The 18,856-nt window shown below is 71.5% G+C and carries 18 protein-coding genes, 1 tRNA gene and 2 pseudogenes; 13 read left to right on the forward strand and 8 right to left on the reverse strand.

Annotated elements, in window-relative coordinates:
* The first annotated feature begins 148 nt into the window (after positions 1-148).
* Together AB0J04_RS06950 and AB0J04_RS06955 are read left to right on the forward strand one after the other, a co-directional pair.
* Positions 149-814, forward strand: a complete 666-nt coding sequence (locus tag AB0J04_RS06950; RefSeq protein WP_363167318.1) for a bifunctional DNA primase/polymerase — start codon at positions 149-151, stop codon at positions 812-814.
* Between the two features lie 56 nt (positions 815-870).
* The gene (locus AB0J04_RS06955) at positions 871-1,470 is read left to right on the forward strand and encodes a hypothetical protein (protein WP_363167319.1); all 600 of its coding nucleotides are present in this window, start codon (positions 871-873) and stop codon (positions 1,468-1,470) included.
* 277 nt (positions 1,471-1,747) lie between these two features.
* Here the strand turns inward: AB0J04_RS06955 and AB0J04_RS06960 are convergent, their stop codons facing one another.
* From AB0J04_RS06960 to AB0J04_RS06970, 3 genes are all read right to left on the reverse strand, one after another.
* Positions 1,748-2,713, reverse strand: a complete 966-nt coding sequence (locus tag AB0J04_RS06960; protein WP_363167320.1) for a DUF5926 family protein — start codon at positions 2,711-2,713, stop codon at positions 1,748-1,750.
* 190 nt (positions 2,714-2,903) lie between these two features.
* Entirely contained in the window at positions 2,904-3,542 is a 639-nt protein-coding gene (locus AB0J04_RS06965; protein ID WP_363167321.1) for an ATP-binding protein, read from the reverse strand.
* Between the two features lie 198 nt (positions 3,543-3,740).
* Complete coding sequence (locus AB0J04_RS06970; RefSeq protein ID WP_363167322.1) at positions 3,741-4,592, reverse strand: glycerophosphodiester phosphodiesterase; 852 nt, start codon at positions 4,590-4,592, stop codon at positions 3,741-3,743.
* Positions 4,593-4,883: 291 nt separating this feature from the next.
* On the opposite strand from AB0J04_RS06970, the gene AB0J04_RS06975 reads away from it, so the two are divergent.
* Positions 4,884-6,509, forward strand: coding sequence for a trypsin-like peptidase domain-containing protein (locus AB0J04_RS06975; protein WP_363167323.1), 1,626 nt, complete (start codon positions 4,884-4,886; stop codon positions 6,507-6,509).
* A 158-nt stretch (positions 6,510-6,667) separates the two neighbouring features.
* On the opposite strand, the gene AB0J04_RS06980 is transcribed toward AB0J04_RS06975, so the two are convergent.
* Entirely contained in the window at positions 6,668-6,934 is a 267-nt protein-coding gene (locus tag AB0J04_RS06980) for a hypothetical protein (protein WP_363167379.1), read from the reverse strand.
* 82 nt (positions 6,935-7,016) lie between these two features.
* Positions 7,017-7,130, reverse strand: a pseudogene (locus AB0J04_RS06985) (MerR family transcriptional regulator); the annotation flags it as partial.
* Between AB0J04_RS06985 and AB0J04_RS06990 the strand changes: the two are divergent.
* Both AB0J04_RS06990 and AB0J04_RS06995 read left to right on the forward strand, forming a co-directional pair.
* Positions 7,129-7,473 (forward strand): annotated as a pseudogene (locus AB0J04_RS06990) (methyltransferase domain-containing protein); the annotation flags it as partial. The pseudogenes AB0J04_RS06985 and AB0J04_RS06990 overlap by 2 nt on opposite strands.
* Before the next feature lie 204 nt (positions 7,474-7,677).
* Positions 7,678-7,764: transfer RNA gene (locus tag AB0J04_RS06995), tRNA-Ser, on the forward strand.
* Positions 7,765-7,833: 69 nt separating this feature from the next.
* Here AB0J04_RS06995 and AB0J04_RS07000 read toward each other — a convergent pair.
* The gene (locus AB0J04_RS07000) at positions 7,834-8,220 is read right to left on the reverse strand and encodes a hypothetical protein (protein WP_363167324.1); all 387 of its coding nucleotides are present in this window, start codon (positions 8,218-8,220) and stop codon (positions 7,834-7,836) included.
* A gap of 457 nt (positions 8,221-8,677) precedes the next feature.
* Between AB0J04_RS07000 and AB0J04_RS07005 the strand changes: the two genes are divergently transcribed.
* The gene (locus AB0J04_RS07005) at positions 8,678-9,388 is read left to right on the forward strand and encodes an LAETG motif-containing sortase-dependent surface protein (RefSeq protein ID WP_363167325.1); all 711 of its coding nucleotides are present in this window, start codon (positions 8,678-8,680) and stop codon (positions 9,386-9,388) included.
* A 12-nt stretch (positions 9,389-9,400) separates the two neighbouring features.
* On the opposite strand, the gene AB0J04_RS07010 is transcribed toward AB0J04_RS07005, so the two are convergent.
* Positions 9,401-10,291, reverse strand: a complete 891-nt coding sequence (locus tag AB0J04_RS07010) for a bifunctional DNA primase/polymerase (protein WP_363167326.1) — start codon at positions 10,289-10,291, stop codon at positions 9,401-9,403.
* Positions 10,292-10,665: 374 nt separating this feature from the next.
* Here AB0J04_RS07010 and AB0J04_RS07015 point away from each other — a divergent pair, with 374 nt between their 5' ends.
* The 6 genes from AB0J04_RS07015 to AB0J04_RS07040 all read left to right on the forward strand — a co-directional run bounded on the left by AB0J04_RS07015 (position 10,666) and on the right by AB0J04_RS07040 (position 16,629).
* Positions 10,666-10,980, forward strand: a complete 315-nt coding sequence (locus AB0J04_RS07015) for a hypothetical protein (RefSeq protein ID WP_358802186.1) — start codon at positions 10,666-10,668, stop codon at positions 10,978-10,980.
* 454 nt (positions 10,981-11,434) lie between these two features.
* Positions 11,435-12,406, forward strand: coding sequence for a bifunctional MaoC family dehydratase N-terminal/OB-fold nucleic acid binding domain-containing protein (locus tag AB0J04_RS07020; RefSeq protein WP_363167327.1), 972 nt, complete (start codon positions 11,435-11,437; stop codon positions 12,404-12,406).
* A complete protein-coding gene (locus tag AB0J04_RS07025) occupies positions 12,403-12,870 on the forward strand; it encodes a MaoC/PaaZ C-terminal domain-containing protein (RefSeq protein WP_363167328.1) in 468 nt (155 codons plus the stop codon). Before AB0J04_RS07020 ends, AB0J04_RS07025 begins: the two co-directional genes overlap by 4 nt.
* Complete coding sequence (locus AB0J04_RS07030) at positions 12,867-14,048, forward strand: lipid-transfer protein (RefSeq protein WP_363167329.1); 1,182 nt, start codon at positions 12,867-12,869, stop codon at positions 14,046-14,048. Before AB0J04_RS07025 ends, AB0J04_RS07030 begins: the two co-directional genes overlap by 4 nt.
* A gap of 166 nt (positions 14,049-14,214) precedes the next feature.
* The gene (locus AB0J04_RS07035) at positions 14,215-14,763 is read left to right on the forward strand and encodes a SigE family RNA polymerase sigma factor (RefSeq protein WP_363167330.1); all 549 of its coding nucleotides are present in this window, start codon (positions 14,215-14,217) and stop codon (positions 14,761-14,763) included.
* A 210-nt stretch (positions 14,764-14,973) separates the two neighbouring features.
* The gene (locus AB0J04_RS07040; RefSeq protein ID WP_363167375.1) at positions 14,974-16,629 is read left to right on the forward strand and encodes a long-chain fatty acid--CoA ligase; all 1,656 of its coding nucleotides are present in this window, start codon (positions 14,974-14,976) and stop codon (positions 16,627-16,629) included.
* Between the two features lie 164 nt (positions 16,630-16,793).
* Here the strand turns inward: AB0J04_RS07040 and AB0J04_RS07045 are convergent, their stop codons facing one another.
* Entirely contained in the window at positions 16,794-18,128 is a 1,335-nt protein-coding gene (locus AB0J04_RS07045) for an MFS transporter (RefSeq protein ID WP_363167331.1), read from the reverse strand.
* A gap of 131 nt (positions 18,129-18,259) precedes the next feature.
* On the opposite strand from AB0J04_RS07045, the gene AB0J04_RS07050 reads away from it, so the two are divergent.
* Positions 18,260-18,841: a TetR family transcriptional regulator gene (locus AB0J04_RS07050; RefSeq protein WP_363167332.1), complete on the forward strand. Its 582-nt coding sequence runs from the start codon at positions 18,260-18,262 to the stop codon at positions 18,839-18,841.
* Positions 18,842-18,856: the final 15 nt, after the last annotated feature.

The raw sequence follows: 18,856 nt of genomic DNA on the forward strand, positions 1-18,856 counted from the left end.
CAAGCAGCCACCGCTCGACCCTGAGGGGTTCCCCTTGTCCAGGACAGGGGTGTGATGCGCCAACAGGTACGCACAGTGAAGTGATCGACACATGGTGTGATGTGACCCACGGTGTTGCCAGCGGTGCAACGGAAAGGAACGAGCGCTCATGCGCGAGATCCTCGGAAAGCGACGCAGGCTCCTGTCCCAGCGCAGCGACGGGGGGCCTGAGTTGATCGACTCGGCCCTCACCTTCGCGACGGAATGGCAGTGGCCCGTCCTCCCCGGGGCGACGGCGGATCAGCGGAGTGCCTCCCGCTGCACCTGCCCCGACCCGGAGTGCACGGTCCCCGGTGCTCACCCCTTCGACCCGGGCCTCCTCGCGGCCAGCACGGATGCGCGCATGGTGCGCTGGTGGTGGACAAACCGGCCGGCCGCACCGATCATCCTGGCCACCGGGGGCACCGCCCCCTGCGCGGTCAGCCTCCCGGCCCTTGCGGCGTCGCGCGCGCTCGTGGCGCTCGACCGGCAGGGCATGCGGCTCGGCCCGGTGGCCGCCTCGCCGACCCGCTGGTTCATCCTCGTCCGGCCGTACACGATGGAGCAGCTGGGTGAACTGCTCTACGCCAAGGACTTCGTGCCCGGCTCCCTGCGCTTCCACGGCGAGGGCGGCTACATCGCCCTGCCCCCGTCCGAGACGGGTCGCGGGGACATCTGGTGGGAGCGCGCGCCGCTGCCCGGCTCGGCCTCGCCCTGGGTGCCCGACGTCGAGGCCGTGGTGGACGCCGTGGTGGACGCCCTCACTCGTACGGGTGTGAGCGCCCCCGAGTTGTAGGGGTGTCGGGCGTGCGACGGACGGCATGCCCGGGTTCGCCCTCTATCTTCCGCTACATGAACCTTCGTTTCCTCGCCCTCGGGGGCGCCGTGGCATGCGCGATCGCACTGCCCTTGGCCATGGCGTCCGCGGGGCCGGTCGGCGACGAAGGGCGAGCGTCCGGCACGTACGCCCCCGGTACGCGCGCGGCCGATGTGGCCGATACGCGTGCCGCCGGGCAGGCCGGGCGCACGGATCCCAAGGCGCAGCCCGCCGTGCCCAGCCGCTCCCCGCTGACGCTCGGGCTGGGACTGGCCGCCGCCGCCCGCTGCGGCCCCGAACTCACCTCCCCCGACGGTGTGGAGGCGCAGACCTGTGTCCTGTCCCAGGGCGAGGACACCTGGGCGCGCACCTACTACCGCAACGCCACCGGACGCGCCCTGGACGCCTTTCTGAGCCTCATGGGGCCCGCGGGGCGCACGGTGCAGACGCGCTGCGCGGTGAGCGCCGAGGACGAGCCGGAATCCTGCGAGACGCCCCATGAGCGGACCCGGGGGGAACTGGCGGCTTATACGGCGGTCGCGGAGTTCGCCGGAGCGGCCGACGACGGGCCGCTGCTGCTGCGCTCCGGAAGCAACTCCCGTTCGGTCAACTCCCAGGCGGACACGGGGAGTTGACGTGCCCTGGCCCCCTGTGAACGGGGCCGGGCAGAGAAAAACCCGGTTGCTGGCGACGGGGGATGCACCAGCAACCGGGCTCCTCGAACGTTAACAAGAGATCGGCGCTACGCAAATTCGATCTCTTGTTTTCATCGGCTTTCCGGACACAGGCGAATCGGCGCTTCTGGCGTCGACTCGCCCTGGGTGGACGGTAGTTGTGAGCAGGCTCACGTCAACCGCAGGTGCCGGGGCTGCTGACCGGTCGGTCAGTGCGGCCGGGTTGCACCCGTGTGCGTCAGCTCAGCGTCACCTGTCGGTTGGTCAGGCCGCCACGCGCGCGACGCTCGTCGGCCGTGAGCGGAGCGTCCGAGGCCAGGGCGGTCGCGAGCCGCTCGGCGAACTCGGCGGCCGGCTTCTCCACGTCGTCCGCGGTGAGCGCGCTGGGCAGGTCCCAGACCGGCACCGTCAGGCCGTGCGCCCGGAAGGAGCCCACCAGCCGGGTGCCCTCCCCGAGGCCGGCGCTGCCGGCCGCGTGCAGCCGCGCGAGGGCGTCCAGAAGCTGCTCCTCCGGGTGCGGCATGACCCAGCGCAGGTGGTTCTTGTCCGGCGTCTCGCACCAGTACGCGGCGTCCACCCCGGTCAGCTTCACGGTCGGGATCGCCGCGGCGTTGGCCCGCTCCAGGGAGGCGGCCACCTCCGGAGCGGCGTTCTCCGGGTCCGGCACCCAGAACTCGAAGCCACTGTGCACAACTGGCTCGAACGCGCCTTCGGGGTCGAGCAGATCCTGCATCCGCGGACCGCCGGCCGGGGCGCGGCGGGCCTGCACCGGAGTGCCGGGGTCCGCTGCCAGGGCCCGCAGCAGGGTGTCGGCCAGGTCGCGGCTGATGTCGCCCGACGGCGTGTCGTTCTGCAGGCCGAGCAGCACCGAGCCGTCGTCGCGACGCAGGGCGGGCCAGGCCATCGGCAGCACGGTGGCGAGCGTGACGGACGGGACGCCCTCGGGCAGACCGTCCTTCAGCGGCAGCTCGACGGTGGCGGCCGGGACCAGCTCGCGCAGTGCCACCCAGTCGCACTCGCCCGGCAGGCCGTCGAACGGGCGCTGCACCAGCTCGGTCACGGCATGCGCGGCGGCCCGGCCGTGACAGGCCTTGTAGCGGCGGCCGCTGCCGCAGGGGCAGGGCTCCCGCGCGCCGACGACCGGGATGTCCGCGTCGTTGAGCTGCGGCCGCTTGGCCGTCGTCTGGGGTCGCTTCTTGGCCATCTGGGTGTCTCCCGGGTACGGCTCGTCTGGTACGGCGGGAGCCTAGCCGCTCGTACGCTCCGTCACGGGAACCTGTGGACAACCCACGGCCTGTGGAAACCGGCGTCGGCTCCGGCCTCGGGCGCCAACGGTCCAGTCCAATTGGTTCAACTTGTTCAACTGTCCAGCCTGTCCAGCCTGTCCGGTCGAACTAGTCCAGGTCGTCGAACGCGTCCGCGAAGTCGAGGCCGGGCATCGACGCCACCGAAGGGGCCGCGACCCGGGACGCGAAGTCGTCGCGTCGACAGCCGGCGTCGGGGTCGTACACGTCCGCGTGGACGACGACCCACACCGTGATCTCGCCGCGGGCGTCGTCCCGGACGCCCCAGTCGTCGGCCAGCGCCGTGATGATGTTGAGCCCGCGGCCGCCGTGCGCGGTCACGGAGGGGGTGGCCGGGGACGGGCGGGTCGGGCCGCCGCCGTCGGTCACCTCGACCACCAGCCGACCGCCCGCTTCGACCCGCCACGCGGCACGGACGTCGCCGTCCCCGGCCAGGGCCTCGCCCAAAGGCCTGCCGTGTTTGCAGGCGTTGCTCAAGAGTTCGGAAAGGATCAGTACGGCGTCGTCGATGACCGATTCCGACACCCCGCCCCTGCGCAGTTGATCACGCATGCGGTGTCTTGCGTTCCCCACGCCCGCAGGGCCATGGGGTACGGCCATGCTCGACGACGCGGGCACCTCCTGTGCCACCACCAACGCCACCCCCGAGACCTCCTTCGCCCCACGCCACGGTTTGGATGCCCCATTGGCCTGTACCGGAAACCGGCCAATGCGGGTCCGACGACGCATTCGGAATGACCGAACACGGACCGAACGCGCCGGAGCACTCCCTGTGATGGACCTGTCAGCGAGTGGCTGGATTTGGACGGTATGGCTGAGAACGGAGAATGCTGTAGTGGTGCGGGCGGGGTCAAGAGGTGTGGATGGTGTGGATGGGGCTTCTGGGACTTCTGTGAGGCTTCTGTTACTTCCTCGGCTGTCGTTTCCTCAACGGCCCAGTCGTTGCAGCACCGCGCGCGGGCGGTTGGTGATGATGGCGTCGACGCCCAGTTCGGCGCAGAGATCGACGTCTTCCGGTTCGTTCACGGTCCACACGTGCACCTGGTGGCCGGCCCGCTTCAGTCGCTCGATGTACGCCGGGTGGTTGCGCACGATCCGGATCGAGGGGCCGGCGATTCCGACACCCGCGGGCAGCCGCCCGTCGCGCAGCCGGGGCGACACGAACTGCATCAGGTAGACCGTCGGGACGGTGGGGGCGGCGGCATGCACGCGATGCAGCGAGCGGGCCGAGAAGCTCATGATCCGCACCGGGGACTCGGCCGCCGAGGCCGGCGCCTCCAGACCGAACCGTTTCAGGAGCTCCAGCAGTCGCTCCTCCACCTGTCCGGCCCAGCGTGTCGGATGCTTGGTCTCGATGGCCAGCTCCACCCGGCGTCCCGCGTCGGAGACGAGCTCCAGCAGCCGCTCCAGGGTCAGGACGGAGGTCTCCTCGCGGTCCTCCGGGCGGACCTCCCAGTCGGGGTCCTCCTCGCGCGCGTGCCAGGCCTCGCGTGCCTCTCTCGTCTTCCAGGAACCCGTCTTCCAGGAGCCGAAGTCCAGCGCCGCCAGGTCGGCGAGTTCCAGGGCGGAGACCGCGCCGCGGCCGTTGGACGTACGGTTGACGCGACGGTCGTGTACGCAGACGAGATGGCCGTCCGCGGTCAGCCGTACATCGCACTCGAGGGCGTCCGCTCCGTCCTCGATCGCCTTCTTGTACGCGGCCAGGGTGTGCTCGGGGGCTTCCTCGGAAGCGCCTCGGTGAGCGACGACTTGAATGTGGTGCTGCCGTGCGTGGGTCACCGCGTCATGGTGCCACCGGGGCCCGGTCGTCTGAGAACCCTCTGAGATGTTTCGAGGATGCGCACTTATTGTGCGTAATGAGCCATATAAAGGATGGTCACGGACCCACAGCCACCGCTTATGGTGCTCTGACGGCCCGTGGGAAAAGCTAAGACATGCAAATGCACATGCACAGCTTCAGCGCGCCGGGTCGAGGACAAAGCGTGCGACGAAGCGCGACGAGCGCGGACGAGCGCGAGCTTAGTGCGACCTAGTGCGACCGACGACAGCCGTGGATCGAGGAGAAGAGCTGTGAGCACCGAGAACGAGGGCACCAGCGAGGGCACCCAGGTACCCCCGGCCCCGTCCGCACCCCCCGTGCCGGTGGATTCTCCCTCGGCCCCCCCGCAGTCGGCCGCGCCGGACTCCGGCGCGGCCACGACTCCGCTGCCGGTGACGCCCGCGCAGGCGCCGGAAGCCGCGCCCGCTCCCGTGGGAGGCGCGCCGGAGGGCGGCTGGCCGCCGCCCACCGTGCCGCAGGCGGCGCCGGCCCCGGTCGACGGCGACTGGCCGCCGCCGACCGCTCCGCAGACCTCCACGGCCCCGCAGGGCTCCCCGGTCGCCTCCGGGGGCGACTGGCAGAGCCCGCCGCCCCCGGCCACGCCGCTGTACGCCGAAGCCGGAGTGGGCGTCGGCGCGGCCACGCACGCGTACGGCGAGGCCACCCCCGGAGACGGGGGCGCAGCCGGAGCAGGCGGCGCAGGCGGTGTCAGCGGGACCGTCTGGGGGGCCTCGTACCAGCAGCCCGCGCCCAAGCCCTCCCGTGGCCGCGGCGGCCTCGTGGCGGCGGTCCTGGTGGCCGCGCTGGTCGCGGGCGGCCTGGGCGGCGGCCTCGGCTACACGCTCGCCAAGAACGACGACGACAGCGGCTCGACCACCGTCTCCGCGTCCACCAACGGCGGCGACGTCAAGCGCGAGCCGGGCACGGTCGCCGGGGTCGCGGCCGGCGCCCTGCCCAGCACGGTCACCATCGAGGCCGAGTCCAGCAGCGGCGAGGGCGGCACCGGCACGGGCTTCGTCTTCGACACCCAGGGCCACATCGTCACCAACAACCACGTCGTCGCGGACGCGGTCGACGGCGGCAAGGTGACGGCGACCTTCCCGGACGGCAAGAAGTACGACGCCGAGGTCGTCGGGCACGCCCAGGGCTACGACGTCGCCGTCATCAAGCTGAAGAACGCCCCCACGGACCTGAAGCCGCTCGCCCTCGGCGACTCCGACAAGGTGGCGGTCGGCGACTCGACGATCGCGATCGGCGCCCCGTTCGGCCTGTCCAACACGGTCACGACCGGCATCATCAGCGCGAAGAACCGCCCGGTCGCGTCCTCGGACGGCGCCGGCAGCAGCTCCTCCTACATGAGCGCCCTGCAGACGGACGCCTCGATCAACCCGGGCAACTCCGGCGGCCCGCTGCTGGACGCCTCCGGCAACGTCATCGGCATCAACTCCGCGATCCAGTCCACGGGCAGCGGCGGCCTGGGCGGCACCACCCAGTCCGGTTCGATCGGCCTCGGCTTCGCCATCCCGATCAACCAGGCCAAGTACGTCGCCCAGCAGCTGATCAAGACGGGCGAGCCGGTGTACGCCAAGATCGGCGCGTCCGTCTCCCTGGAGGACTCCACGGGCGGCGCGAAGATCACCGACACGGGCGCGGGCGGCGCCTCCGCGGTCGAGTCGGGCGGCCCGGCCGACAAGGCCGGCCTCAAGCCCGGCGACGTCATCACCAAGCTCGACAGCATGGTGATCGACAGCGGCCCGACCCTCATCGGCGAGATCTGGACCCACCAGCCCGGCGACAAGGTCAAGATCACCTACGAGCGCGACGGCAAGTCCAACTCCGTCGAACTCACCCTGGGCTCCCGCAAGGGCGACAGCTGACACTTGCGACGACCCACGCGCGCGTGGGAGTCACGCTTTGCCCCTGTCCCCGCGCCGCCGATCATGGGCGGCGCGGGGCGGGTTGTCTGACCGCCTCTGGGTGTGCCATCTCACGAGGTTGGTGCCACGGCCTCATGAGGTTGGTGCCACGGCCTCGATCACTGGCTGTCCGGACGGACTTCGGGGGTGAGTCGCTCGGCGATGAGCCGCCGGTAGTTCGGGCACTGGGTGACGTCCTCGTGCTCGCAGTTCAGGCCGCCCTCGATGAGCGCCAATGAGGCCTGGGCCGCGGCGATTCTCAATCGGAGTTCCTCGGCCGCGGGATGCAGAATCTCGTGCCGGGTGGCGCGGTCCACGGTGGCGGACAGGATCCTGATGGTGTTCAGGCCAAGACCGGCCTTCTTCAAGATGAGGATCGTCGCCACGCGGGTGAGGTCGTCCGCACCGTAACGGCGGCGCCTGCCGGCCCCGTCCGGGGTGCAGCAGGCCCATCGCCTCCCAATGTCGCAGCACGTGCGTGGCCAGGCCGAACCGTGCCGCGAGGGCGCCGATGCTCAACGTGTCGGCACCGCCCTCTTCGCTTGACTTCACGCCGACATTAAGTCGCAGCATGACGTCCATGTCCAAGGATCAGGAAGCGGTGGAAGAGCACCGCGACACCGAAGCCCTACTGGCCGTCCTCGACGCTGCGGACCAGACGCCGAGTGCCACTCGGCTGCGGACCCGCTCCTACGAACTGCTGTCTCTCGTACCGGGCTCGACCGTCGTGGACGTCGGCTGCGGCGCCGGACGAGCCGTCGCCGAACTGTCCGAGCGCGGCATCCACGCGGTGGGTGTGGACCCCAGCCCGTGGATGCTGGCCGCGGCCCGGGAGCGGTGGTCTGAGGCCGAGTTCAAGGAGGCGGGGGCGGAGGATCTGCCGTTCGCCGACGCAAGCGTGCGCGGCTACCGTGCCGACAAGGTCTTCCACGTACTTCAGGAGCCGGCGCGCGCGGTGGCGGAGGCACGGCGGATCCTCTGCCCCTCGACCCGGCCGCCAAGACCCCGCCGACCCCTGCACGTCGGGCCCGCCCTTGAACCGCTGGGGCCCCCACGTGACCCACGGCCCCCGCGAAACGCCCGCGCCCGGTACTCTGTACCCGCTCCGCCCCTGGTGGGCCGGGGCGCGGGTGGGTTGCCCGAGCGGCCTAAGGGAACGGTCTTGAAAACCGTCGTGGCAGCGATGTCACCGTGGGTTCAAATCCCACACCCACCGCGTGGTGAGCAGTGCGAACGGCCCCTGACCGGGTGATTCGGTCGGGGGCCGGCACGTTGGCGTGGTCCGTCAGCTCCCGCTGGTTCCCGCGAGTGCCCGCAGGACGGGGCAGGCAACTGGCGTGCTCTCCAAGCGACTTGGCTGTCCAAGCACCTTGGGTGGCGAGTCGGCCTTCAACGCCGCGTAGGCCCGCTCGACCTCGCCCAGGTACTGCTCCAAGCGGAAGCGAACCTCCTCGACAGGCCTGTCGTCGAGGCCCGGGTACATCAGGTCGGACCAGACGACCGTCCCGCCCCGCTGCCGGATCCGGATGGTCAGCCGGTCCGGGCCCGGGTCGGGCTGCTTCTGGGCCGCCACTTCCACCGTGCGCGGCCCATCCGTCGGATAGAGCGGTCCGCCCGGGCGGAGCAGTCGCCTCGGGCCCAGCCCGGCCATGCCGCTGTCGCTGCGCGCCACCACATCGAGGCCATCGACGAAGAGGTACGTGTGTACGGCGGCACACGCCGGCGGCCCAGGACACGCGCTGATGAGCAGCGTGCTCACCGCACCGTCGCTCGGTCTGTCGGGCATGGTGACCCGCAGCGCGCGCGGGGATCTACGCGGCATCCGCCTGATGTGAAGTCATGGGCCGATCGTAGCGGCCGCGCCCGCCGGTGGAGTCGGCGACGGCAGGACGCAGTGCCGCGCTGCTCGATTCCCCTCGGTCGGTGATCCAAGGTTCTCGGTCCGGTCTGGGGATGACTGTTTCTTGGGTGGTCCCGTGGGTGATCATGACCGGCTGTTAGGCGTGGCTTGAACGGCTGTGATGTGTCTTTGACGGTGGGCTCTCCGGGGCTCTCCGGGGCTCTCCGGGGCTCGCTCAGCGGCCCTGGGGGTCGTTTCGTCGCATCCTGATCGATCGTGAAGGACAAGCGTGTCTCGTTCATCTCGCGCCGCCGTGGCGGCCCGTGTCATAGGAACCTTCGCGGCTTCGGCCGCGCTCGCCGTCGGGGCCGCACAGTCGGCGCTCGCGTGCACCATCGGTGACTTCTCCGCCGCTGCCGTCTGTGACGCCGGGGGCAACGGTGTCATCCGGGTCACCGACAAGGACGGATCCGGCACGTCGGCCACCGTCTCGCTGTACCTGCAGTTGGATCAGCCGATCAACAACGAGCGGCTCGTCGACACCAAGACCATCGCGCACCCCACCGCGCAAGGCGTCAGCGTCGATCTGACTCCCCTGGAGTGGCATGCCGGGGCTGCCTTCCGGGTGCACGTCAAGGCGGGCGGCCTCGTCGACGACGACATCCAGCCCCTGGTCGTCGTGCAGGACGAGAGCTGCGCTTCCACCGGTTCTTCGGCCTCGGGGTCGGCATCAGCCTCGGCCGCCGGCACGCCGTCCGGTCAGGCTCCGGCCACGTCGGCGCAGTCCTCCTCCCCGTCGGACTCGGACTCGGCCTTCGCCTCGGCCTCCGCGTCGCCCAGCAGCGTTCCGTCCGCCCTCGGCGGTAGTGGCAATCTCGCCGAGACCGGGGCGAGCGGCGGGACCACCGTCATGGCCGGTGTCGCGGGGGCGCTCGTCGTGGTCGGCGGTGGCATCGTGCTCGCGTTGCGGCGTCGGGCGGATCGGCGGACCGCGCGCTGACGTACTCGTCGCTCAGTGTGTCGTCATCCGGGCCGCCGAGGCGATCGTCCCCCTTGCCTCTCTGGCCGTCAGGCCCGTTCGTACGGCCGCGGATACCAGGTCCTCGGTGAGTTCGGGACCGATGCCGTCCTCGTAGGCCCGGCAAGCCGCCCAGAACAGGCGGGTGTTGCGTTGGCCCTCGTGGGCGGCCAGGACGAACTGGACCAGGCCTATGCCGTGTGCGCCGCCCGCCGTCGATGCCTGTGCCTGGCCGGCGTGGGGCGCGCGCGGGGGCGGGAGCAGCAGGCGTAGGAGGGAGCGTGGGCAGGGGGCCGGGGTGAGGTGGGTCGTGCCGGGGGCGGTGGCGTAGACGCCGCGGGCGGTGCGGGAGCCGGGGCCGACCAGGTAGCCGCCGGCGCCCCGGATGTCGATGCCGGGGGCGAGACGGCTCGCCGAGTTGGGGACGACGACGTCCGGTGGGCCGGTGAGCCAGAGGTGCCGGCCGCCGGACGGGGTGCGGACGACGACCGTCGGCGGGATCGTGAAGAGGTGGCGCAGGGCCAGTTCGCGCAGGGCGGAGGTGGAGTCCGTGTCCGACTTCGTGTCCAGGTCGATGCCGATGAGGTGGTGCGGGGGCAGGCCGCAGGCGATGCCGTAGCCGGTGGCCCAGGGCGCGGCGGCGAACAGCGCGCGGATGCGGGCCGGGTCGGTGGAGGCGTCGTACACGCCGTGGCCGGAGCGGCCGCACTCGCCGTGGCAGGGCGGGCCCGGGGCGGGTCCCGGGGCGTCGCGGTGCGGGGAGCGCAGGGCCGGGAGCTTCGTTCGGGACAGGGGGATGACGGCCAGGCCGCGTTCGGCGGCCGACAGGGCGTGGGCGAGGGCCGACGTGGTGGCCTGCCGGGGGTACCGGTCGGTGGTGGCCATGGAATCAGTATCGTACGTGTGTTCGAGTAAGGGAAGAGGGTGCGGTGCGACGCGCCCGGGGGGCGGTCGGCCGATCCGGGGAGCGGCGGGCGAGTGCCGTAACGCTTCGTCTCTTGTGGGGCCCGGGGGGCAGGTGTCCGACTTGCCGGGGGTTGTGGCGACAAGGTAAGGAAAAGTGGCGCTAGGGGTTTATCGACTTGTCATCACGCTTGAGTGCTAATCACGGCTTGCAGGGTGGTTCGCCGGGGATTCGGTGGGCAACTCTGGTCATGCGACGTCGTCACACAGCGCCGGGACGGTCGGCCAACTGTCCTGGTGGAAGCCGTACTTCATGTACTTCGGGTACTCACGTACTTCCTTTCTGGAGGAGCAACATGGCAAGCATCCGTACCGCCCGCGTCATCGCCGCCGTCGCCGCCCTTCCGCTGGCAGCCGCCCTCTTCAGTGGCGTCGCGGTGGCGGACAACGGCGGATTCGCGGACGACGGATCGAATGCCGGCGTCGCGAGCATCGTCGGCAGCGGTGTCGGGGACGACAACAACGGCAACTCGGCCACGACGCAGCAGAACGCCGTCGGATCGGGCGCCTCGAACCAGAGCAACACCGCGCAGGTCAACGGCTCGGCGTTCACCGCGATCAACCAGGGCAACAGCAACGTGGCGGTCTCCTTCACCCCGCTGTGGTGGTGATCTGAGGGGGCCGGCGCTCGGGGCCGGCCCCCTCGGGGAGTGCCGTGCTGGGTGTGCTTTGTGGGGTGGTAACGCGTCTGCGCGGCGGGGCTCCGGCTCCGCCGCGCAGACGCTTTTGCGGCTTGCTGCTCGCGGCTCGCGGCTTGCGGCTTGCCGCCCGCTGCTCGCGGCCTGCCGCCCGCTGCTCGCGGCCTGCCGCCTGCCGCCCGCTGCTCGCGGCCTGCCGCCTGCCGCCCGCTGCTCGCGGCCCGCGCCCCACCCCACCCCACCCCGCCGCGTTGCGCATCGCCCCTCCCCGCCCCTCCCCGCCCCGCCGGGCCTCGCCGCATCCCGCCGGCTTGTGCCTGCGGTGACGGCGACCTTGACAGGGGCTCCCTGTCTGACGGACCTTATCTGACGGACAGTCAGAAATCTTCTCCCGTCCCACCGGTCCGGTCCTGGAAGGAGCGCCCTCGTGGACGACGACGATCTCCACCCGCTGCTCAAGGCCTACGAGGGGCTGCCCGCCGCGGTCGCCGGCGCCGGCCGGGACCCCGTCAACACGCCCATGATCCGGCACTGGTGCGAGGCGATGGGCGACGGCAACCCCGCGTACACCGGTCCCGCCGCGATCGCCCCGCCCACCATGCTCCAGGCGTGGATCATGGGCGGACTGAGCGGTCACGAAGGGCGCGCGCAGGCCTACGACGAACTGCTCGGCCTGCTCGACGACGCGGGCTGCACCTCGGTCGTCGCCACCGACTGCGAGCAGGAGTACGCGCGCCCGCTGCGGCCCGGGGACGAGGTCGCCTTCGACACGGTGATCGAGTCGGTCTCGCGGCGCAAGACGACCAAGCTGGGCACCGGGTACTTCGTCACGACCCGGACGGACGTACGCGTCGGCGAGAGTCTCGTCGGCACGCACCGCTTCCGCATCCTCAAGTACGCCCCCGCCTCCACCCGCGACCGTGCCTCCACCCGCGACCGTGCCCCCACCCGCGACCGCGACCGTTCGCGGAAATCCGAGGAGCCTCCCGCCCTCCGCCCCCGGCCCGTCGTCAATCGCGACAACGCCGGTTTCTGGGAGGGCGTGCGCGAGCACCGGCTGCTGCTCCAGCGCTGCGCCGCCTGTGCCGTCCTCCGCTTCCCCTGGCTGCCCGGGTGTCAGTCCTGCGGGTCTCCGGAGTGGGACACCGTCGAGGCGTGCGGCGAGGGGACCGTGTTCTCGTACGTCGTCCTGCACCATCCGCCGTTCCCGGCGTTCGATCCGCCGTACGCGATCTCTCTGGTCGAGCTGGCCGAGGGCGTGCGGATGGTCAGCAACGTGGTCGGGACGCCGTACGACAAGGTGCGGATCGGGATGCCGGTGCGGCTCGAATTCAGGGAGTACGACGACGAGTTGACGCTGCCCGTGTTTCACCAGGTGTCCCAGGAGGTGACCGGGTGAACGCCGGTGACGTGCTGCCGCCGCTGGAGATCGAGGTCACCCGCACGCTGATCGTGGCCGGGGCTCTCGCCTCGCGCGACTTCCAGGACGTCCACCACGACCCCGAGGCGGCCCGGCGGAAGGGGTCCCCCGACATCTTCATGAACATCCTCACCACCAACGGGCTGGTCGGCCGCTACATCACCGACCGGTTCGGTCCGCAGGTGGTGTTCCGCAAGGTCGCCATCCGGTTGGGAGCGCCCAACTACCCGGGGGACAGCCTGGTGTTGAGGGGCACGGTCGAGGAAGTCCGGGACGGGGACACGTTCGTGGTGCGCATCACCGGCGACAACGGCATCGGCCGACATGTCAGCGGCACGGTGACGTTCACCGTGCCGGGGTGGGGCGCGGAGGCGAGGGCGAAGGGCGAACGGCACGGCATCGGCACGGTGACGGTCACGGTCCAGGACGGAGGCCCGGCGTGAGCGTACGCGCACGGGACGACCTCGGCGGCAGGGCCGCGATCGTCGGCATCGGCGCCACCGAGTTCTCCAAGGACTCGGGGCGCAGCGAACTGCGGCTGGCGGCGGAGGCGGTGCGGGCGGCCCTCGCCGACGCGGGCCTCACCCCCGCCGACGTGGACGGCCTCGTGACCTTCACGATGGACACCAGCCCCGAGATCACCGTGGCCCAGGCCTGCGGAATGGGCGAGCTGTCCTTCTTCTCCCGGGTCCACTACGGGGGCGGGGCGGCCTGCGCGACGGTCCAGCAGGCGGCGCTCGCGGTCGCGACCGGTGTGGCGGAGGTCGTCGTCTGCTATCGCGCCTTCAACGAGAGGTCGGGACGCCGGTTCGGCTCGGGCGTGCGGCATCGCGAGCCCTCGGCGGAGGGGACGGCGCTCGGCTGGACGCTGCCGTTCGGGCTGCTCACCCCCGCATCCTGGGTCGCGATGGCGGCGCAGCGGTACCTGTACACGTACGGGCTGACCGCGCAGGACGCGTTCGGGCCGGTCGCCGTCACGGCCCGTCGGCACGCGGCGGGCAACCCGGCCGCCTACTTCCACGGCCGGCCGATCACCCTCGCCGATCACGCGGCCTCCCGCTGGATCGCGGAGCCGCTGCGGCTGCTCGACTGCTGCCAGGAGACGGACGGCGGCCAGGCCCTGGTCGTCACCTCGGTGGAGCGGGCCCGCGACCTGCCGCAGCCGGCTGCCGTGGTCGCCGCGGCCGCCCAGGGCGCCGGCCGGGCCCAGGAGCAGATGACCAGCTTCTACCGGGACGACCTGACGGGTCTGCCGGAGATGTCCGTGGTCGCCCGCCAGCTGTGGCGCGGCTCCGGGCTGGCGCCGGCCGACATCGACGTGGGGATCCTCTACGACCACTTCACGCCGTTCGTGCTGATGCAGCTGGAGGAGTTCGGCTTCTGCGCCCCCGGCGAGGCCGCGGCCTTCGTGGCGGAGGACCGGCTGCCGCTCAACACCCACGGCGGCCAGCTCGGCGAGGCCTATCTGCACGGGATGAACGGCATCGCCGAAGCCGTACGGCAGTTGCGCGGCACGTCCGTGAACCAGATACCCGGCGCCGCCCGCACCCTGGTGACGGCGGGCACCGGGGTTCCGACCTCGGGCCTGATCCTGACCGCCGACGGACCGCTCGACCCATGAAACGCCCGGGCGGGGAGGAGCCCCCAGGGGTCATCCCGTAGTAGTCGGCGTTTTCTCGTCCACCTTCAGGAGGTGGGGCAGGCACCACCCCTACAACCTGAGGGGGAGTCGTCTTCGGGACCTGCGGCCGATCCGCCCGAGCGGGATCCGAACCTAGCGTGGAGCCATGACCACACCCGTCTGCACCAGCGCCGCGAACGGCAGGACGCGGCCTGCGCCGTACCCGTCCTTCGCGTCGTACGTCAGAGCCCGCCAGCCGGTGCTGCTGCGCACCGCCCGGTCGCTGACCGCGAACCCGAGCGACGCGGAGGACCTGCTGCAGACCGCCCTCGCCAAGACGTACGTCGCCTGGGAGCGGATAGAGGACCACCGGGCACTCGACGGCTATGTCCGCCGGGCCCTGGTGAACACCCGCACGTCGCAGTGGCGCAAGCGCAAGGTCGACGAGTACATGTGCGACGAGCTGCCGGAGCCGGATCCGGCGCCGGACGGGAACGACCCGGCCGAGCAGCAGGCGCTGCACGACGCGATGTGGCGGGCGATCACGAAGCTGCCCGCGCGGCAGCGGGCGATGGTAGTCCTCAGGTACTACGAGGATCTCAGCGAGGCCCAGACGGCCGAGGTGCTCGGAGTCTCGGTCGGCACGGTGAAGTCGGCGGTCTCCAGGGCCCTGGGCAAGCTCCGCGAGGACCCCGAGCTGGTACTCGTCCGGTAAGCGGACGGTGGGCAGACGGCAGACGGCAGACGGCGGACGGCAGAGGGCGGCACCCGGTGCGCGGCCGGTGCGCCGACGTGGTGTTTTGACCCGGGCTTTAACGTGACCTGATCGACCATCGTCACCTAGTGACATACTGTGCGGTATGTGCGCAGAATCAGCACAACCGTTACCACCGCGTAGGCGATGTCGCCACTCTGGGAGGACGCCGTGCTGAGCACCATGCAGGACGTACCACTGCTGATCTCGAGGATCCTGACCCACGGGGCGAAGATCCACGGTACCTCACAGGTGACCACCTGGACAGGCGAGGGCGAGCCGCAGCGCCGCTCCTTCGCCGAGATCGGCGACCGCGCCGCCCAACTGGCGCACGCCCTGCGCGACGACCTCGGGGTAGTCGGCGACGACCGCGTGGCCACGCTCATGTGGAACAACGCCGAGCACGTCGAGGCCTACTTCGCGATCCCCGCGATGGGCGCCGTGCTGCACACCCTCAACCTGCGGCTGCCCCCCGAGCAGCTGGTGTGGGTCGTCAACCACGCCGCCGACAAGGTCGTCATAGCGAACGGCTCCCTGCTGCCGCTGCTCGCCCCGCTGCTCCCGCACCTCAAGACGGTCGAGCACGTGATCGTCTCCGGCCCCGGCGACCGCTCCCTCCTCGCGGACGTCCGCCCGCAGGTCCACGAGTACGAGGACCTGATCGCCGGCAAGCCCACCGCCTACGACTGGCCCGAGCTGGACGAACGCGCGGCCGCCGCCATGTGTTACACCTCCGGCACCACCGGCGACCCCAAGGGCGTCATCTACAGTCACCGGTCGATCTACCTGCACTCCATGCAGGTCAACATGGCCGAGTCGATGGGGCTGACCGACCAGGACACCTCCCTCGTCGTCGTCCCGCAGTTCCACGTGAACGCCTGGGGACTCCCGCACGCCACCTTCATGACCGGCATCAACATGCTGATGCCGGACCGCTTCCTGCAGCCCGCGCCGCTCGCCGAGATGATCGAGAGCGAGAAGCCGACCCACGCGGCGGCCGTCCCCACCATCTGGCAGGGCCTGTTGGGCGAGCTCACCGCCAGGCCGCGGGACGTCTCCTCGCTCACCCAGGTCAGCGTCGGCGGCTCGGCCTGTCCGCCCGCCCTCATGCGGGCCTTCGACGACCTCGGCATGCGGATCTGCCATGCCTGGGGCATGACGGAGACCTCCCCGATCGGCACCATGGCCCGCCCGCCGGCCCATGCGCTCGGCACCGACGAGGAGTTCGGCTACCGCCTCACGCAGGGCCGCTTCCCGGCCGGCGTCGAGGGCCGCCTCGTCGGCCCCGGCGGCGAACGCCTCCCCTGGGACGGCGAATCGGCCGGCGAACTGGAGGTCCGCGGCAACTGGATCGCCGCCGCCTACTACAACGGCTTCGACGCCGAACCTCTGTGCCCCGCCGACAAGTTCAGCGAGGACGGCTGGCTGAAGACGGGCGACGTCGGCACCATCTCCCCCGACGGCTTCCTCACCCTCACCGACCGCGCCAAGGACGTCATCAAGTCCGGCGGCGAGTGGATCTCGTCGGTGGACCTGGAGAACGCGCTGATGTCCCACCCGGCCGTCGCCGAGGCCGCCGTCGTCGCCGTCCCGGACGAGAAGTGGGGCGAGCGCCCGCTGGCCACGGTCGTCCTCAAGGAGGGCACGGCCGCCGACTTCGAGTCCCTGCGCGCCTTCCTCGCCGCAGAGGGCGGGATCGCCAAGTGGCAGCTCCCGGAACGCTGGACGATCATCGAGGCGGTCCCGAAGACCAGCGTCGGCAAGTTCGACAAGAAGGTGCTGCGCAGGCGGTACGCCGAGGGCGAGCTGGACGTCACCCAGCTCTGACCGGCCCCCGGCCCGCACTTCCCCCCGGCCCGCACTTCCCCCGGTCCGTACGCCGGGCAGGTCACCTCGCGGCACCTGTCCGGCGTACACCTGTCCGGCGTACACCTGTCCGGCGTACATCTGCCTGGCGGACACCTGCCTGGCCTCCAGGTCGGGGGCGGTCGTCACCGTCGTCGTACGGCCGTCGTGGTCCAGCCCAGGAGCAGCCAGGTGCCCGCCACCGCGACGACCCCTCCCCAGCCGAAGTGGGCGAAGGCGAGGGCGGCCAGCGCCGAGGCGGTGGCGCCGCCTGCGAAGCCCGCGACGACGTAGGCGCTGTTGGCGGTGGCCGGCGTGGAGGTCGTGGTCAGGGCGAGGGTCTGGTTGGCGACCTGCGAGGCGACCAGAGCCGCGTGGATCAAGATCGCGGCCGCGAAGAGCGCCGCGAGCACCTGCCCGCCCAGCCAGAACAGCGGGACCGAGACGGCGGCCAGCAGGTAGGCGTTGCGGACTGCCTTCGCCGCGCCGAAGCGGTCCACCAGGCCGCCCGCGAGGGGCGCGACGACGCTGGCGGTCAGCCCGAAGAGGCCGAAGAGGCCGGCGGTCGCGGTCGACAGGCCGTACGACCCGCCCGTGTCCGTCGACTGGGTCAGCAGCAGCGCCAGCGAGGTCCACAGCGCGCTCCACGCACCGTACATCCCGGCCTGCCGCACGCAGGCCCGCCACAGGTCCGGCGAGCGCCGCACCAGGCCCGGCATGGCCGTGAGGCCGGCGAAGAGACGGCCCTCGCGGGGGCGCCGGTCTTCGGCGGGGAGCACGGCCGCGGTCAGCAGCCCCAGGGCCGTGGTGAGGACGGCCGCTCCCACGAAGACCGCCCGCCACCCGAAGGTCTGCCCGGCGAGCCCGCCGAGGACCCGGGCCGCGACGACGCCGGTGAACAGTCCGGCGACGACGGCGGCCACCTGCCGGGCGCGCCGGTGGGCCGGCGCGCGCTCCGCGACCAGCGGGACGAGGAGCTGCGGGACGACGGTCGCGGCGGAGGCGACGAGCACCGCGGCCGCGAGGGCGGTGGTGTCGGCGGCCGCGGCCCCGGCCAGCAGGGCCGCCGCGGTGACGAGCGAGAGGACGGCGACGAGCCGACGCCGGTTCACGCGGTCGCCGAGCGGGGCGAAAAGAAGCAGGCCGGCCGCGTAGCCGAACTGGGCGACCGAGGCGATCCAGGCCACGGCCGAGGGCGCCGATCCGAAGTCGCGGGCGATGAGGGGGAGCAGCGGGGTCGCGACGTAGATGTTGGCGGCGGTGACGGCGGTGCAGAGGGCGATCAGGACCAGGAGAAGGTCGCCGCTCCGGCTCCTGCCGCTGTTCCCGCCCCGGGCCGCGGGCGATGTCGGTGCCGGTGCCGGTGCCGGTGTCTGTGTCTGTGTCTGTGTCTGTGTCTGTGTTTGTTTCTGTGCCGGTGTCTGTGTCTGCTGCTGGGCGGCGGGCTGCTGCTGAGTGGTGGCGGTGTCTGCGGACGGCATGGGGGAGGCGCTCCTTCGAGGCGACTCTAACAACCAACCGGTTGGTTGGAACAGTGGATGCAACAGTCTGCGGCGAGCGCGAATTCCTTGTCAACCAACTAGTTGGTTGTGGTCCTGGCTACCATGTCCCCATGGCAACCACCAGGGATCCCGAGGCCACCCGCGCCCGGATCTTCGACGCGGCCGTCGCCGAGTTCGCCCGCTACGGCGTCGCGGGCGCCCGCGTCGACCGCATCGCCGCCGAGGCCAAGGCCAACAAGCAGCTCATCTACGCCTACTTCGGCAACAAGGCGGAGCTGTTCACCCGGGTCCTGGCGAAGGCGATGCTCGACCTCGCGGTCGCCGTCCCCGTCGACGCGGACGACGTCGAGGGCTGGATCGACGGCGTGATGGACTACCACGTCACGCACCCCGAGGTGCTGCGCCTGCTCTTCTGGGAGGGCCTGGAGTACGGCGTCGCCGAGCTCCCCGACGAGGCCGAGCGCCAGGAGCACTACCGAGAGAAGATCGCGGTCATCCGGGACGGCCAGGACCGGGGCGTCGTCACCGACGCGATCCCGGCCGCCGACCTGCTCTTCCTGCTCATCGCCCTGGCCAACTGGGCCGCCGTCGTCCCGCAGATGCGCCGCATCGTCGTGGGCGCCGAGCCCGACGACCGCGAACGCCTGCGCGACTCCATCAAGGAGGCCGTGCGCAGGATCGTCGCCTGCTAGGCGCCTGCTAAGGCG

It is taken from the genome of Streptomyces sp. NPDC050263 (assembly GCF_040655955.1).
GTDB lineage: Bacteria > Actinomycetota > Actinomycetes > Streptomycetales > Streptomycetaceae > Streptomyces.